15 protein-coding genes are annotated in these 14,705 nt (G+C 58.6%); 8 read left to right on the plus strand and 7 right to left on the minus strand.

What is annotated here, in order from left to right; all coding sequences use genetic code 11:
* Positions 1–91 precede the first annotated feature (91 nt).
* Positions 92–505 carry a peptide-methionine (R)-S-oxide reductase MsrB gene (gene msrB, locus NB069_RS08960; RefSeq protein ID WP_250589021.1) on the plus strand — a complete coding sequence of 138 codons (414 nt, stop codon included), beginning with the start codon at positions 92–94 and terminating at the stop codon, positions 503–505.
* A gap of 42 nt (positions 506–547) precedes the next feature.
* A complete protein-coding gene (locus NB069_RS08965) occupies positions 548–826 on the plus strand; it encodes a YeaC family protein (protein ID WP_250589022.1) in 279 nt (92 codons plus the stop codon).
* 46 nt (positions 827–872) lie between these two features.
* Here the strand turns inward: NB069_RS08965 and NB069_RS08970 are convergent, their stop codons facing one another.
* The 4 genes from NB069_RS08970 to sppA all read right to left on the minus strand — a co-directional run bounded on the left by NB069_RS08970 (position 873) and on the right by sppA (position 5,923).
* Positions 873–2,129, minus strand: coding sequence for a glycoside hydrolase family 18 protein (locus NB069_RS08970; protein ID WP_250589023.1), 1,257 nt, complete (start codon positions 2,127–2,129; stop codon positions 873–875).
* A gap of 210 nt (positions 2,130–2,339) precedes the next feature.
* Entirely contained in the window at positions 2,340–2,981 is a 642-nt protein-coding gene (gene pncA, locus NB069_RS08975) for a bifunctional nicotinamidase/pyrazinamidase (RefSeq protein ID WP_250589024.1), read from the minus strand.
* Positions 2,982–2,990: 9 nt separating this feature from the next.
* Positions 2,991–4,007: an asparaginase gene (gene ansA / locus NB069_RS08980; RefSeq protein ID WP_250589025.1), complete on the minus strand. Its 1,017-nt coding sequence runs from the start codon at positions 4,005–4,007 to the stop codon at positions 2,991–2,993.
* 59 nt (positions 4,008–4,066) lie between these two features.
* On the minus strand, positions 4,067–5,923 hold the full coding sequence (gene sppA / locus NB069_RS08985; protein WP_250589026.1) for a signal peptide peptidase SppA: 1,857 nt from the start codon (positions 5,921–5,923) through the stop codon (positions 4,067–4,069).
* A gap of 165 nt (positions 5,924–6,088) precedes the next feature.
* Here sppA and NB069_RS08990 point away from each other — a divergent pair, with 165 nt between their 5' ends.
* From NB069_RS08990 to NB069_RS09000, 3 genes are all read left to right on the plus strand, one after another.
* Positions 6,089–6,640 (plus strand): NAD(P)H nitroreductase, encoded by a 552-nt coding sequence (locus tag NB069_RS08990; RefSeq protein WP_039029033.1) that lies wholly within the window; start codon positions 6,089–6,091, stop codon positions 6,638–6,640.
* A 117-nt stretch (positions 6,641–6,757) separates the two neighbouring features.
* Positions 6,758–7,801, plus strand: a complete 1,044-nt coding sequence (selD, locus tag NB069_RS08995) for a selenide, water dikinase SelD (protein ID WP_250589027.1) — start codon at positions 6,758–6,760, stop codon at positions 7,799–7,801.
* A 4-nt stretch (positions 7,802–7,805) separates the two neighbouring features.
* The gene (locus NB069_RS09000; RefSeq protein ID WP_250589028.1) at positions 7,806–9,710 is read left to right on the plus strand and encodes a DNA topoisomerase III; all 1,905 of its coding nucleotides are present in this window, start codon (positions 7,806–7,808) and stop codon (positions 9,708–9,710) included.
* Between the two features lie 117 nt (positions 9,711–9,827).
* Here the strand turns inward: NB069_RS09000 and gdhA are convergent, their stop codons facing one another.
* Complete coding sequence (gdhA, locus tag NB069_RS09005) at positions 9,828–11,171, minus strand: NADP-specific glutamate dehydrogenase (protein ID WP_250589029.1); 1,344 nt, start codon at positions 11,169–11,171, stop codon at positions 9,828–9,830.
* 236 nt (positions 11,172–11,407) lie between these two features.
* Here gdhA and NB069_RS09010 point away from each other — a divergent pair, with 236 nt between their 5' ends.
* Positions 11,408–11,683 (plus strand): YnjH family protein, encoded by a 276-nt coding sequence (locus NB069_RS09010; RefSeq protein WP_250589030.1) that lies wholly within the window; start codon positions 11,408–11,410, stop codon positions 11,681–11,683.
* On the opposite strand, the gene NB069_RS09015 is transcribed toward NB069_RS09010, so the two are convergent.
* Positions 11,634–12,059, minus strand: a complete 426-nt coding sequence (locus tag NB069_RS09015; RefSeq protein WP_250589031.1) for a pyrimidine (deoxy)nucleoside triphosphate diphosphatase — start codon at positions 12,057–12,059, stop codon at positions 11,634–11,636. The two genes, NB069_RS09010 and NB069_RS09015, sit on opposite strands and share 50 nt — an antisense overlap.
* A gap of 139 nt (positions 12,060–12,198) precedes the next feature.
* Here NB069_RS09015 and NB069_RS09020 point away from each other — a divergent pair, with 139 nt between their 5' ends.
* Both NB069_RS09020 and NB069_RS09025 read left to right on the plus strand, forming a co-directional pair.
* Positions 12,199–12,699: a carboxymuconolactone decarboxylase family protein gene (locus tag NB069_RS09020; RefSeq protein ID WP_250589479.1), complete on the plus strand. Its 501-nt coding sequence runs from the start codon at positions 12,199–12,201 to the stop codon at positions 12,697–12,699.
* Positions 12,692–13,315 (plus strand): CDP-alcohol phosphatidyltransferase family protein, encoded by a 624-nt coding sequence (locus NB069_RS09025; protein ID WP_250589032.1) that lies wholly within the window; start codon positions 12,692–12,694, stop codon positions 13,313–13,315. Before NB069_RS09020 ends, NB069_RS09025 begins: the two co-directional genes overlap by 8 nt.
* Here the strand turns inward: NB069_RS09025 and NB069_RS09030 are convergent, their stop codons facing one another.
* Positions 13,316–14,623, minus strand: coding sequence for a sulfurtransferase (locus tag NB069_RS09030; protein WP_250589033.1), 1,308 nt, complete (start codon positions 14,621–14,623; stop codon positions 13,316–13,318).
* Between the last annotated feature and the right edge of the window lie 82 nt (positions 14,624–14,705).

The following is a 14,705-nucleotide window of genomic DNA, read 5'->3' on the forward strand; positions in this document are numbered from 1 at the left end:
TAAGTTTAGAACAAAAGTTCATACTTCAGTGTTAATGTTTTGTTAGAATCGTGGTTAAAAGTAGTCTGTTTCAACTGCGAGATGTAAGCCTATGTCGAATCAACATAACCCCGATGAACTGAAAAAAAACCTCACAGAAATGCAGTTCTACGTAACGCAGAACCACGGTACGGAACCCCCGTTTACCGGGCGTCTGCTGCATAACAAGCGTGATGGTGTTTACCACTGTCTGGTATGCGACGCCGCCCTGTTTAACTCCCAGAGCAAATATGATTCTGGCTGCGGCTGGCCGAGCTTCTATGAACCGGTCAGTGAAGAGGCAATTCACTATCTGAAGGACACCAGCCACGGTATGGAGCGCATTGAGATCCGCTGTGGAAACTGTGACGCCCATCTCGGTCACGTCTTCCCGGATGGCCCTCAGCCGACAGGGGAGCGTTTTTGCGTCAATTCCGCCTCGTTAAGCTTCACTGATGACCAGAACGGCGACCAGACTAAAGGTTGAAAAATCGATTCAGCAAATTATTCCTTCACACCGGGATTAAACATGAATATTGAAGAGATGATTAACGGCATGACGCCGGAAGTTTATCAGCGTCTGGTCACGGCGGTAGAGCTGGGCAAGTGGGCCGATGGCGTGGCGCTGACCCCCGAGCAGAAAGAGAACTGCCTGCAGCTGGTGATGCTTTGGCAGGCGCGCAACAATACCGACGCGCAGCACATGACCATCGACACTCAGGGTCAGATGGTGATGAAGAGCAAACAGCAGTTGAAAGAAGATTTTGGTATTACGCCGAAATCGATCGCGACGTTGAAAGTGCATTGATCGCGCATAAAGCAGCCCGGTGAGCTCTCACCGGGCCTGTTATCCGTTACTTGTGTTTTATCCCCAGGGAATCAGCAAGCTGCTTCGCCAGCTGGTTATTGTCATCCGCGCCGTACTCCCAGAACATGGCTCCGGCCAGCCCTTTCTCCTTGATGTACTCTGCTTTGATCGCCACCGAACGCGGGTTTTCATACGACAGAGCAAACAGCGGCTTACCGTCACCAGATTTCACCGACAGCCAGGGGACTTTGGCCTCATCGTCCCACTGCTGGGTAAAGCGTTTCTGTGGGTCGTTTAAAAACGTCTTCACAATATCGTTGTACTTAACGTAGGTGTCTTTGGTCAGATCGTAGCCCAGGGATTTGAACAGGTCGATCTGCTGTGCGCTGAAGTAAGGCTGTGTGGCAGGATTTTTCTGGGCATCAGCTTTGCTCCAGTCAATGCCCGGTTCGACGGCGCGCTTCGGTACGCGGCCATAAAAACCGATGCCAAGGTTCATCTGCTGCGGCTTCAGCCCGGCGGCCAGATAGTTATTCACTACAAAATCGACGCTGTATTTATCCGCGGCGGCCACGGTCGGCCAGGCGCTGGAGTCATACAGGTTGGCGTTGAAGTACTGGGTACCGTACGCCATGTCGTAGGTCATCAGGTTGATGTAATCGAGCAGGGGCGCCACGGCCTTCACGTCGACCCAGCTTTTCGGGCTCTCGACATTTGCGCCGACGGCAATGGTCACCAGTTTTTTCTGGCCGAACGCCTCGCGTAACCCTTTCAGCAGGGCGGTAAAGTTATCCCGATCCTCAGGCTTGCTTGCCACCAGGCCCCACGCGCCGTTGACCGGGAACTCCCAGTCGAGATCGATCCCGTCGAGACCGTATTTCTCAACGATTGCTTCGGCGGAGCGAATGAATACTGCCCGGGTCTCCGGAGTGGATGCCGCGCCGGAGAAACCACGAGCCCCCCAGCCGCCAACGGAGAGCAGCACCTTAAGGTCAGGGTTTTGTTTACGCAGGACCGGAAGCAGGGCGAGATCGGCTTCAACTTTAGGGGATAACCAGATCTGATGCAGTCTGGCGGGATCTTTTAACGCCGGGTTAGTTTCGTCTTTTTCGTCGTTATAGATCAGGCCAAAAGAGTAGTTAAGATGAGTTATCTGGCGCACGTCCAGCTTATTGATATCTCCGCCCGGTCCGGCAGTGACGTCGCCGCCGCCGTTGAAATATCCAACAGACATTAACGAACTGGCGGAAGCAATGGAGGCGCAGAGCAGGGGTAAAGCTGCCAGCAATGGCAAACGTTTCATACAGGTTCCTCTTTGACGAATAAAATAACCACGCCACGGAAAAGCGTGGCGAAAAAAGTGCCAAAAAAGAATAGCATTACCGCTTCGCTGAGAGTGGGAGGGAGTTCACTTTATGGGGCTAATGAGAATTGTGCCCGGCGGCGCAGCGCTTGCTCGGAGCTGGGGTATTGTAGGCCGGGTAAGGCGTAGCCGCCACCCGGCATAAGGCTATCAGGCCTGCGTCTCCTGCCAGTCCGCCAGCGTATACAGGGTGGCGCCTTCGGCCGCCATATCCATAAACGCCTGGGCGCTGTCCTGACGCTGAATGTTCACCCCGCGACAGCCATCGGTGATGACGTTCACCCGGTAGCCCAGCTGCAACGCATCCAGCACGGTAAACTTCACGCAGTAGTCCGTCGCCAGCCCCATCACAATCAGCTCCACGATTTCATGATGACGCAGCCACTGATCCAACCCCGTTTTCTGCCGGTGGCCGTTATCAAAAAAGGCACTGTAGCTGTCGATGTTTGGGTTTTCGCCCTTCTGAAACACCGCGTCAATGGCTTTGCTATTAAGCAGAGGATGCAAATCTGCGCCTTCAGTGTGCTGCACGCAGTGATCGGGCCAGAAGGTTTGCGGCAGGCCGTCCAGCTCGCCCTGGGTGAAGGGCTCGACGTTATGCTGGCTGGCAAAGCTGCCGTGGTCCGCCGGGTGCCAGTCCTGGCTGGCAACCACCGCTTCACCGCGCGCTTTGCACCATGTAATCAGGTCGTTGGCGACATCAACCGTGCTGTCGCCTTCGGCTACCGCCAGCGCGCCACCGGCGCAAAAATCATTTTGTAAATCGACCAGTAACAGGGCTCGTTGCTTCATAGGGGCTCCTTATTCGTCTGGCGTCAGTTCGCCACGCAGGTTTTGCATCATTGCGGTGCGGATCGCCTGCACATCCAGATCCTGACTGAGTAAGTAGTGAAGTTTAGTCAGCGTCGCCTCGACCGTCATATCGAAGCCGCTCACCACTCCGGCTTGTGCGAGGGCATTACCGGTGGCATAGCCGCCCATATTCACCTTGCCGGACATGCACTGAGTCAGGTTCACCACCACAATCCCGCGGCTGCTCGCCTCCTGAAGCTCTTTCAGGAACTCGCCGTTCTGCGGCGCATTGCCCACGCCGTAGGAGCGCAGAATCAGAGCCTTAACCGGCTGGCGCAGGAAGTTACGCACCACGTCGGCGGAGATGCCCGGATAAATCGTCACCACGCCAATCGGCTGCGGGGTGATGGGGTGCACCACCAGCTCACCGGAGGTATGCGGTGCCGGTGGCGTACCGAGGCGGCGGATATGGATCCCCGCTTCCAACAGCGGCGTGAGATTCGGCGAGGCAAAGGCATCAAAGCCGTCGGCATGGGCTTTGGTGGTACGGTTCCCGCGATAGAGCCGGTTGTTGAAGAACAGGCTCACTTCGTTAATCGGGAAGTTGGCCGCCACGTACAGAGAGTTAAGCAGGTTGATCTGCCCGTCGGAGCGCAGCTCCGCCAGCGGGATCTGTGACCCGGTGACGATCACCGGCTTGCTGAGATTTTCCAGCATGAACGACAGCGCGGAGGCGGTAAACGCCATCGTGTCGGTGCCGTGCAGGATCACGAAACCATCGTAGTCGTCGTAGTGCGCCTTGATGTCGTCGGCGATATGTTGCCAGTCTTCCGGGGTCATGTCGGAAGAGTCCATTAGCGGGTCATATTCGTGAATGGTGAAGTCCGGCATCTCCGGGCGATGGAATTCAGGCATTAACGCCAGCTGCCGCTGCAGGTGGCCAGATACCGGTATATAGCCATTTTCTGAGCGCTGCATACCGATGGTACCGCCGGTATAGGCCACATAAATTGATTTCTTTTGCATGATGTAATGTTCGTTTGCTTCAAAGAAAAATCCCCTCTTCGTGGAAGAGGGGATGGAGATTAACGTACGTTAGCGCAGGTGAGGCAGAACGCGTAGCGGTTTTGCGGATCGTTAAAGGCGGCCAGCTTGTCGCCCTCCGCTTTGACCGCTTTCGCCGCCGTGGCGACCGGGGCCGGCAGGTAAGCCTGCAGCGCGTCCGGCAGCATGGCTTTTACCGAGCCGGAGAAGCTGTCCATCACCAGGTCCATGAAGGTCGGCTCATCCTGATAGAAATCGATGTGCCACTGCTTCAGTTTCGCCAGTTCAGCGGCCTTCGCTACGGCATCGTCAAAGTCGCCCAGGTTATCCACCAGACCGTTGCTCTTCGCATCTTGGCCCGTCCAGACGTGACCCTGGGCAATCTGATCGATCTGTTCCGGGGTTCGCTTACGGGAGTCGGCTACCAGATTGATAAAGCGCTTATAGCCATTCTCAATGCTGAGCTGCATCATCTGCGACACTTCCGGCGGCAGCGCTTTAGTCACGGAGATGTCGGCCAGCGGTGAGGTTGCGACGCCGTCGGTGTGCACGCCCAGATAGTCGAGGCTGTTTTCAACGGTGTTAATCACCCCAAAGATGCCAATCGAGCCGGTAAGGGTGCTTGGGTTTGCCACGATGTAGTTCGCCGGGGTGGAGATCCAGTAGCCACCGGAGGCGGCCATTCCACCCATCGAGACCACCACCGGCTTGCCGGCGGCGCGCGCGGCGGCCAGTTCAGCGCGGATCACTTCTGATGCGCTGACGCTGCCGCCCGGGCTGTTAACCCGCAGCACGATGGCTTTCACTTTCGGATCGAGACGCGCGTCGCGGATCTGTGCGGCGGTGGTATCCCCCCCGACGTTACCCGGCGTCTCTTCGCCATCCATGATAGCGCCGTTAGCAAAGACCACAGCGATGCTGTCCCCGGTATCGGCTGGTTTTTTCGCCTGATAATCGTAGAAGCTGATGGCGCTGTAGTTTTTGTCCTCTTTGCTCCAGCCGAACTGTTTAGTCAGGGACTTTTCAACCTCGGCGCTGGAGCCCAGGGCATCCACCAGCTTGTGGTCCAGGGCATATTTCGCGGTATCGCCATCCACCTTACGCAGCCCGTCCAGCACGCCCTGCGCGCCCGGGAACACCTGTTCAGCAGCGATCTGGCGGTTAGCGGCAACGGTGCCCAGGTAGTTCTGCCACAGCTCGCCAATCCAGCGGCTGTCCGCTTCACGGGCAGCAGGGGACATATCGTCGCGGATAAACGGCTCAACGGCAGATTTATAGGTCCCGACGCGGAAGACGTGGGTGGTGACCTTCAGCTTATCAAGCAGGGATTTGTAATAGAGGCCGTTGGTGGCAAAGCCGTGCAGATCCACGCTGCCCTGCGGTGACAGCCATACTTTGTTGGCAAAGCTCGCCAGATAGTACTGCCCCTGGCTGTAGTTATCGCCCACCGCAATCACCGGTTTGCCGCTGTCGCGGAACTCGCGCAGCGCTTTACCGATGTACTGCATCGAAGGCTGATCTGCCCCGGCAAAGTTTTTCAGATCCAGCACGATGCCGGTAATGTTGCGATCGTCCTTCGCCTGACGAATCGCGTCGACGATATCAAACAGCGAGTTTTCCTGCAGACGGTCGCTGGTCGCGCCAAACAGCTGGCGGCCCAGTACGCCCAGTCGGTTGCTGGTGGAGGGTTTATCCACCACCACGCCCGTTATATCCAGCAGCAGCGCGCCGCGCCCGGCGTTCTGGCTCTGGCTGGTGGCGCTGAGGTGCATCCAGACCCCGACGCAAACCATTACAATCAGGATGAAAAAGAGATTCATCACCAGGTTGCGGACGAAATTAAGCAGTCGCCACGTCCATTTAAAAAAGCCGGCAAGCAGTCGCCAGAGGGTTCGCATGTATTCTCCCTGTCCAGATAATGACCTGTCCGTCCACGCTGGACGGTGTTGTCGGGCTATCGTAATGACCCGACCGTCACTTGTCAGCAGGAATCGCCTGCTACGCTGTAACAAAATCTGCCGTCGTGTTAATTTTGAGTAAATTTTAAGACAGGAGTTAACCCAATGGATGCACTCGAACTGCTTGTTAACCGTCGTAGCGCCTCGCGCCTGGCGGAACCTGCTCCGGCCGGCGAACAGCTGGACAACATTCTCCGCGCCGGGATGCGCGCCCCGGATCACGGCACCTTACAGCCGTGGCACTTCTTTATTATCGAAGGTGACGGTCGCGATCGCTTCAGCACCCTGCTGGAGAAAGGCGCCATTGCTGCCGGGCAGGATGAGAAGGCGATTGAGAAAGCCCGCAACGCGCCGTTCCGCGCCCCGATGATCATCGCCGTGGTCGCCAAATGCCAGCCGCAGCATAAAGTGCCGGTCTGGGAGCAGGAGATGTCTGCCGGTTGTGCGGTGATGGCGATGCAGATGGCGGCGGTTGCGCAAGGCTACAACGGTATCTGGCGCAGCGGCGCCCTGACCGATAGCCCGGTTGTACGTGAAGGACTCGACTGCGGCGCAGACGATAAAATCGTCGGTTTCCTCTATCTCGGCACCCCGCAGCTTAAAGCCTCAACCACCGTTTCCGTGCCCGATACCGCACCTTTCGTCACCCGATTCTGAGCCACGACATAAAAACTGTCTGGATCCTGAGCAAGCGCCGCAGAATTCAGACAGTCATACTTATCACTTAATGGAATGAGCGCTAACATAGTGCAATTGTAATGAAAGGAGATTGTCATGAGCGAGCAAGCCATTCGTTTAACGCAATACAGCCATGGAGCCGGTTGCGGTTGTAAAATTTCACCTAAAGTGCTGGAGACCATTCTGCACAGCGAGCAGGCGAAGTTTGTCGACCCGAACCTGCTTGTGGGCAACGAAACCCGCGATGATGCCGCAGTCTACGATCTGGGCAACGGCACCAGCATTATCAGCACCACCGATTTCTTCATGCCCATCGTCGACAACCCGTACGACTTCGGGCGCATTGCGGCCACCAATGCCATCAGCGACATTTTTGCCATGGGCGGCAAGCCGATCATGGCGATTGCGATCCTCGGCTGGCCGATCAATACCCTGGCCCCGGAGATCGCCCGCGAGGTGATCGAGGGGGGGCGTTTTGCCTGCCAGCAGGCGGGGATTGCCCTGGCGGGCGGCCACTCTATCGACGCCCCGGAGCCGATTTTCGGCCTGGCGGTAACGGGCGTGGTGCCGACGGAGCGCGTTAAACGTAACAGCACCGCAGAAGCGGGCTGCAAGCTGTTTCTCACCAAGCCGCTGGGTATTGGCGTACTCACCACCGCCGAGAAAAAATCGCTGCTGCTGCCGGAGCACAAAGGGCTGGCGACGGAAGTGATGTGCCAGATGAACCTGGCCGGCGCCGCCTTTGCCAATATTGACGGCGTGAAGGCGATGACCGACGTGACGGGCTTCGGGCTGCTGGGCCACCTCAGCGAAGTGTGCCAGGGCGCGGGCGTTCAGGCCCAGGTCTGGTATCAGGAGGTGCCGAAGCTGCCGGGCGTTGAAGCCTATATTGCCCAGGGCGCCGTTCCGGGCGGGACGCAGCGTAACTTCGCCAGCTACGGCCATCTGATGGGTGACATGCCTGCCGAGTGGCGCGATCTGCTGTGCGATCCGCAAACCTCCGGCGGCCTGCTGCTGGCCGTGACGCCAGAGGCCGAAGACGACGTCCGCGCAACCGCCGCCGAGTATGGCATCAGCCTGACCGCCATTGGCGAGCTGGTGACCGCCCGCGGCGGCCGTCCGATGATTGAGATCCGTTAATTCAATGCGGTTATTTATTGCCGAAAAACCGAGCCTCGCCAGGGCGATTGCGGATGTCTTACCCAAACCGCATCGCAAGGGCGACGGCTATATTGAGTGCGGAAACGGGCAGGTGGTCACCTGGTGTATCGGCCACCTGCTGGAGCAGGCCCAGCCGGATGCCTACGACAGCCGCTACGCGCGCTGGAATCTTAACGATCTTCCTATCGTGCCGGAAAAGTGGCAGCTGCAGCCGCGCCCGTCGGTGACCAAACAGCTGAACGTCATTAAGCGACTGCTGAATGAGGCGGCGGAAGTGATCCACGCCGGTGACCCGGATCGTGAAGGTCAGTTGCTGGTGGATGAGGTGCTGGATTACCTGAGCCTGGCGCCGGAAAAGCGCCAGCAGGTGCAGCGCTGTCTGATTAACGACCTCAACCCCCAGGCGGTGGAGCGGGCTATTTCGCGTTTGCGCGCCAACAGCGAGTTTGTACCGCTCTGCGTTTCGGCGCTTGCCCGCGCCCGCGCCGACTGGCTGTACGGCATCAACATGACCCGCGCCTACACCATCCTCGGGCGAAACGCCGGGTATCAGGGGGTGCTCTCGGTGGGCCGGGTGCAGACCCCGGTGCTGGGGCTGGTGGTGCGCCGCGACGAAGAGATCGAAAACTTTGTCGCCAAAGACTACTTCGAGGTGAAAGCCCATATTGTTACCCCGAAGGATGAACGTTTTACCGCGGTGTGGCAGCCGAGTGAGGCCTGCGAGCCTTACCAGGATGAAGAGGGGCGTCTCCTGCATCGTCCTCTGGCCGATCACGTGGTGACCCGCATCCAGGGCCAGCCCGCCGTCGTCACCAGCTATAACGATAAACGGGAATCAGAACCTGCGCCGCTGCCGTTCTCGCTTTCTGCTCTGCAGATTGAGGCGGCAAAACGCTATGGCCTGAGTGCGCAAAACGTACTGGATATTTGCCAGAAGCTCTACGAGACGCACAAGCTGATTACCTATCCGCGTTCCGACAGCCGTTACCTGCCGGAAGAGCATTTTGCCGGACGTCACGCGGTGCTGAACGCCATCGCCGTCCACGCGCCTGATTTAGTGCCGCAGCCGGTGGTCAACCCGGACACCCGCAATCGCTGCTGGGACGACAAAAAGGTGGATGCTCACCACGCCATCATTCCGACGGCGCGCAGCAGTTCCGTCAACCTGACGGATAACGAAGCGAAGGTCTATAACCTGGTGGCCCGCCAGTATCTGATGCAGTTCTGCCCGGATGCGGTGTTCCGCAAGTGCGTCATTGAGCTGGAGATCGCCAAAGGCAAGTTCATTGCCAAAGCCCGGTTCCTCGCGGAAGCAGGGTGGCGTACGCTGCTGGGCAATAAAGAGCGGGACGAGGAGAACGACGGCACGCCGCTGCCGGTGGTGGCGAAAAACGACGAGCTGCTGTGCGAGAAGGGCGAAGTGGTGGAACGACAGACGCAACCGCCGCGTCATTTCACCGACGCCACAATCCTCTCCGCCATGACCGGGATCGCCCGCTTTGTGCAGGATAAAGATCTGAAGAAGATCCTGCGTGCTACCGACGGGCTGGGCACGGAAGCGACCCGCGCCGGGATCATCGAGCTGCTGTTTAAACGCGGTTTTCTGCACAAGAAGGGGCGTTATATCCACTCCACGGACGCAGGCCGGGCGCTGATCCACTCTCTGCCGGAGATGGCCGCCAGACCGGACATGACCGCGCACTGGGAGTCAGTGCTGACGCAGATCAGCGAGAAGCAGTGTCGCTATCAGGACTTTATGCAGCCGCTGGTGGGAACGTTATTCGATCTGATTAACCAGGCGCGAAACACCTCGGTCCGGGATTTTCGCGGTATGGTGGCGCCGGGCGGCGACAAGAAGAAAAAGTTTAAGAAGAAGAGTGCGGCGTAAAACATATTGCCGGGTGGCGGCTTCGCCTTACCCGGCCTACAACGCATTTCTCCCTCTCCCTGTGGGAGAGGGCCGGGGTGAGGGCATCAGGCCGCACCACCCGCTACATCAACACAATCAGATCACACCCTGACCCATCATCGCATCGGCCACTTTCACAAACCCGGCAATGTTCGCCCCGCGAACGTAGTTGGTCTGCTTCTCTTCTCCGCCGTACTCAACGCAGGCGTGGTGAATATCCAGCATGATGTGGTGCAGACGCGCATCCACTTTCTCCGCTTTCCAGCCCATACGCGCGGCGTTCTGCGCCATCTCAAGGCCTGAGGTTGCCACACCGCCCGCGTTCGCCGCTTTACCCGGCGCGAACAGCACGTCAGCCTGCAGGAACAGGTCAGTGGCTTCGATGGTGGTTGGCATGTTGGCCCCTTCGGCCACGGCCTTCACGCCGTTGGCGATCAGCTGGTGCGCGGCATCCACGTCCAGTTCGTTCTGGGTGGCGCATGGCAGGGCGATATCCACCGGCACGGACCACGGCTGCTTGCCTTCCAGATAGGTCAGACCGAACTCACGGGCGTAGTCGGCCACGCGACCGTCGCGGCTGGCTTTGATTTCGCACAGGCGTGCCAGTTTTTCTGCGGTGAAGCCCGCTTCGTCAACCACGGTGCCGCTGGAATCAGAGGCGGTGATGACGCGCGCGCCGAACTGCATCGCTTTTTCGATAGCGTACTGGGCCACGTTACCGGAGCCGGACACCGCGACGCGCATGCCTTCAAAGCTCATCCCGTGACGCTTCAGCATCGCTTCAGTGAAATAGACCAGACCATAGCCGGTAGCTTCCGGGCGGATGAGGCTGCCGCCGAAGGAGAGGCCTTTTCCGGTAAAGACGCAGGCGCTGTTATTAGAGAGCTTTTTCATCATCCCGGCCATAAAGCCGACTTCACGACCGCCAACACCGATATCCCCGGCCGGTACGTCGGTATCTGCCCCCAGGTGACGGTACAGTTCCGTCATCAGCGCCTGGCAGAAACGCATCACTTCGCCTTCGCTTTTGCCTTTCGGATCAAAGTCGCTGCCGCCTTTGCCGCCGCCCATAGGCAGGGTGGTCAGGGCATTTTTAAAGGTCTGTTCAAAGCCGAGGAACTTCAGAATCGACAGGTTCACCGACGGGTGGAAACGCATGCCGCCCTTGAACGGGCCGATCGCGGAGTTGAACTGCACACGCCAGGCACGGTTAACCTGCACCTGGTTTCGGTCATCAACCCACACCACGCGGAACTGGATCACGCGCTCAGGTTCAACCAGACGCTCGAGCAGGGACATCTGACGATAGCGGGGGTTTTGTTCCAGGAAGGGCCAGAGGGTGGTCATTACTTCACGTACGGCCTGAGCAAATTCACTCTGGTGCGGGTCACGCTGTTGAACACGATTCAAAAAGGAGTCAAGGGAGCAAGCCTGGTCCATAACTATAAGTTCCTCTTATATATTGGGATTATTCTGTTTGTTACAAATATATACATGTTGTTGTGTTTTTCGACTATACCACCCGATGGCCTTTGGAAGGCAAGCAAAATTTCCCCGTCCAGATAAATTCATTAAACGCGCCGGGTCATAACAAAAAACGATGACCGGTGGGATTAAAGCTTCCCGCACTTTTTACCGTTATAGTGATTATCAGGACACAACAGGAAGAGACGTCTATGAAGCGTATTGCGATGGCTGTTTTGCTTGGGGTTTTCTCGGCCGGCAGCCAGGCCGACCAGCGGTTTGGCACCGGGGTGGATGTGAATATCCCGCCGGAGATCTTCAGCTCCAGCGGTCAGCGTCCACCGCCGTGCAACCAGTGCTGCATCTATCAGGATCAAAACTATTCAGAGGGGGCGGTGGTAAAAGCGGAGGGCGTGCTGTTACAGTGCCAGCGCGATCCTAATGCCCTGAGTACGAATCCGCTGGTGTGGCGTCGCGTAAGAGAATAAAGGCCTCCAGCAGGGGGATATCCGCCGGGGCAAGATCGTAATCCAGCGCCTCGCGCGGTGAACACCACACCAGCTGGCTGTGATAATGCGTTTCAGGCGCGCCGGTAAATTCCGGGACGTGCCAGGCGTGCAGATTGATGAGCCGCCGGGACACTTCCCGCTGATGGCTGGCGATATAGCGGCCAGGACGCGCGTCAATGCCGAGCTCCTCGCGCAGTTCGCGCACCAGCGCGTCGGGCTGCGTCTCTCCGGTTTCCACTTTGCCCCCGGCAAACTCCCACAGACCCGGCTGATCCGCATGCTCAGGGCGTTGCGCCAGTAGAATTTTGCCATCCCGTTCGAGAATAGCGCAGACAACATCGAGTGTTTTTAGCATGATCGTCAATAATCGTTGAGAGAATAAAAGTTAGGATCTGCGCACTTAACACGCCAGGGAGCATCCTGTGAAAGAGAGACCGCCAGTCTGGGTTAAACCCATTCAATCCATCCCCGCCATTCTAACGCCAGTCGCCTCGATGCAGAAAAAACATTATGGCGCGGTGCTCAACCCCCTTCGCTGGTGGGGACGCATGCCCCGGCTCTTCTGGCTGGTGGCGCTGTTTGTGGGTTTTCTGGAGCGTAAAAAATCACCGCTTGAACCGGGGCTACGATCGCTGCTGATGACCCGCGTCTCGCAGATCTGCCACTGCGCCTTTTGTATCGACGCCAACGCGCTGCGTCTGGCAGAACGCAGCGGCGGGCTGGAAAAGGTGCAGGCGGTGGCAGCATGGCGGGACAGCAGCCTCTTCAACGATAAAGAGCGCGCCGCGCTGGCCTATGCGGAAGCGGTGACCGCCACGCCGCCGGGGGTTGATGAGGCCACCAAAGTGGCGCTGCGCCGTCACTTTGATGATGAGGCGATCACCGAGATGACGGCGCTGCTCGCGTTCCAGAATCTGTCCGCCCGTTTTAACGCGGCGCTGGATATCCCCTCCCAGGGACTGTGCGCGATGGCAGGAGAAAAACAGGATGCTTGACCGTCACCTTCACCCGCGCATCAAGCCGCTGCTTAACCGGCTGGTGGCCACCCTTGATAAACCGGGCATCACCCCGGACGGTATCACGCTGATCGGCTTCGCTATCGGGGTGCTGGCGCTGCCGTTTCTGGCGCTGGGCTGGTATCTGGCGGCGCTGGTGGCCATTTTGCTGAACCGGTTGCTGGACGGGCTGGACGGGGCGCTGGCCCGACGACGCGGGCTGACCGATGCCGGGGGCTTTCTCGATATCGCCCTCGACTTCCTGTTCTACGCCCTCGTGCCTTTTGGGTTTGCCCTCGCCGATCCTGTTCAGAACGCGCTGCCCGCCGCCTGGCTGCTGTTTGCGTTTATCGGTACCGGGAGCAGTTTTCTGGCGTTTGCGGCGCTGGCCGCGAAGCATGAAATTGATAATCCGGGGTATGCCCACAAGTCGTTTTACTATCTGGGCGGTCTGACGGAAGGGACGGAAACGCTGCTGCTGTTTGTGCTTTTTTGCCTGTTCCCGGCGCACTTCGGCTGGCTGGCGTGGGGGTTTGGCGCGTTGTGCTGGCTCACCACCGCAACGCGCGTCTGGAGTGGGTATCTGACGCTGAAAAACGTTCAGCGCCAGCCGTGATCACAGCGAGCTGTCTGGCCCGCGTTCACCGGTTACCACCGGGTTCTGCGGGTTGCTGCTCCACTCATACCAGCCCCCGTCATAGACAGCGACGTTTTTCCAGCCCATCGCCCGGGCATACATAAAGGTTTCAGATGCCCGCCAGCCGGTACCGCAGTAAAACGCCACCTGCTGATCCGGCAGGATATGCCACTGCTTCCACATGGCGGCGATATCGTCCGCGCTGCGCATGGTGCCGTCCGGGTTATGGAAATTTTCCATATGGGTGGAGTCGCTGCCAGCATGACCCCAGCGGGCGCCTTTAATTTCACCTTTTGGTTTGATGTAACTGTAGCCGCTGGTCACGCCGGTAAACTCCGGCCATGAGCGGATGCTCACCAGCGAGGCATCCTGACGATGCAGCAGGCCGCGGGCCTGTTCGGTGCTCAGCATCAGCTGCGGCTGTCCGGGGATCGGCGCGCCGAAATCGGCCGCCGGTTTGACGTTGTCCGGCGTGCCGCGCTCAACCGGCAGGCCAGCGTCGTCCCACGCTTTCCAGCCGCCATCCAGCAGGCGCACATCTTTCACCCCGGCATACAGCATGATCTGCGCCACGCGGGCTGCGGCATAGACGTCTCGTCCGTAGAGGATCACCGTGGTGTCATGGCGAATACCATGTTTCGCCAGCATCGCCTTGAGGGCGTCGTCAGAGACCTTGTTCCACAGCGGCTCGCTCTCCACCTCGTTAGTGTCGATATAGTCCGCACCGGGAATGTGGCTCAGCAGATAAAATTTCGGCGCGCCCCAGGCGGCCTCAATCACTTTCCACTCCCCGGCTGGGGCGGCGGTCACCGGTTTCCCCTGCTGGAGCTGATGCAGCCACTGGGGGTAAACCAGCTGTTCGAAATGGGCAAGGCGTTGCAGGCGAGCCGGAGTTTGCAGGGCGTCGCCAAGCAACGTTATGTGGCTGAAACCTGCCTCGCTCAGCCGCGCCTTCACGGCCTGGTTATCGCTGTCGTCGCCGTATAACGCGATGGGCGTTGTCGGGGTCAGCTGATGCTGCGTAGCCCAGGCTTTCAGCTGCGCCTCGTTCATCGCCCCAAGCCAGCGGGCAGAGAGATTCAGGGCCGCAGGTTCATGGCCGGAGGTTCCGTTCCGCGTCTGGGGCCAGCCGTTATAAAAGGCGCTGACGCGGGTATCAATGACCGCGCCTTTTTGCTGCTGAAGCTCTGCGAGGGTGAGGGAGTGCGCCATATCAGCGGCGAAAGAAGAGAAAGCGGCGAGACCTAAAGCGGCGGTCAGCGCGGTCAGTTGAGAAACACGTTTCATCGAAATGCCCGTCATTACAGAAAAGAGCCGTGATTGTGGCAATCTCCCCCCGTAAAAACGTTGCGTTTGCGCAGGTTGCCCT

This window comes from Leclercia adecarboxylata, from assembly GCF_023639785.1.
Classification (GTDB): domain Bacteria; phylum Pseudomonadota; class Gammaproteobacteria; order Enterobacterales; family Enterobacteriaceae; genus Enterobacter; species Enterobacter adecarboxylatus_D.

Excerpts from the sequence above, each read along its gene's own strand:
- NB069_RS09030 (WP_250589033.1), bottom strand. The coding sequence starts at position 14,623 with ATGAAACGTGTTTCTCAACTGACCGCGCTGACCGCCGCTTTAGGTCTC.
- selD (WP_250589027.1), top strand. The coding sequence starts at position 6,758 with ATGAGCGAGCAAGCCATTCGTTTAACGCAATACAGCCATGGAGCCGGT.
- NB069_RS09025 (WP_250589032.1), top strand. The coding sequence starts at position 12,692 with ATGCTTGACCGTCACCTTCACCCGCGCATCAAGCCGCTGCTTAACCGG.
- msrB (WP_250589021.1), top strand. The coding sequence starts at position 92 with ATGTCGAATCAACATAACCCCGATGAACTGAAAAAAAACCTCACAGAA.
- NB069_RS09010 (WP_250589030.1), top strand. The coding sequence starts at position 11,408 with ATGAAGCGTATTGCGATGGCTGTTTTGCTTGGGGTTTTCTCGGCCGGC.
- gdhA (WP_250589029.1), bottom strand. The coding sequence starts at position 11,171 with ATGGACCAGGCTTGCTCCCTTGACTCCTTTTTGAATCGTGTTCAACAG.
- NB069_RS09000 (WP_250589028.1), top strand. The coding sequence starts at position 7,806 with ATGCGGTTATTTATTGCCGAAAAACCGAGCCTCGCCAGGGCGATTGCG.
- ansA (WP_250589025.1), bottom strand. The coding sequence starts at position 4,007 with ATGCAAAAGAAATCAATTTATGTGGCCTATACCGGCGGTACCATCGGT.
- sppA (WP_250589026.1), bottom strand. The coding sequence starts at position 5,923 with ATGCGAACCCTCTGGCGACTGCTTGCCGGCTTTTTTAAATGGACGTGG.
- pncA (WP_250589024.1), bottom strand. The coding sequence starts at position 2,981 with ATGAAGCAACGAGCCCTGTTACTGGTCGATTTACAAAATGATTTTTGC.
- NB069_RS09015 (WP_250589031.1), bottom strand. The coding sequence starts at position 12,059 with ATGCTAAAAACACTCGATGTTGTCTGCGCTATTCTCGAACGGGATGGC.
- NB069_RS08970 (WP_250589023.1), bottom strand. The coding sequence starts at position 2,129 with ATGAAACGTTTGCCATTGCTGGCAGCTTTACCCCTGCTCTGCGCCTCC.
- NB069_RS08965 (WP_250589022.1), top strand. The coding sequence starts at position 548 with ATGAATATTGAAGAGATGATTAACGGCATGACGCCGGAAGTTTATCAG.
- NB069_RS09020 (WP_250589479.1), top strand. The coding sequence starts at position 12,199 with ATGCAGAAAAAACATTATGGCGCGGTGCTCAACCCCCTTCGCTGGTGG.
- NB069_RS08990 (WP_039029033.1), top strand. The coding sequence starts at position 6,089 with ATGGATGCACTCGAACTGCTTGTTAACCGTCGTAGCGCCTCGCGCCTG.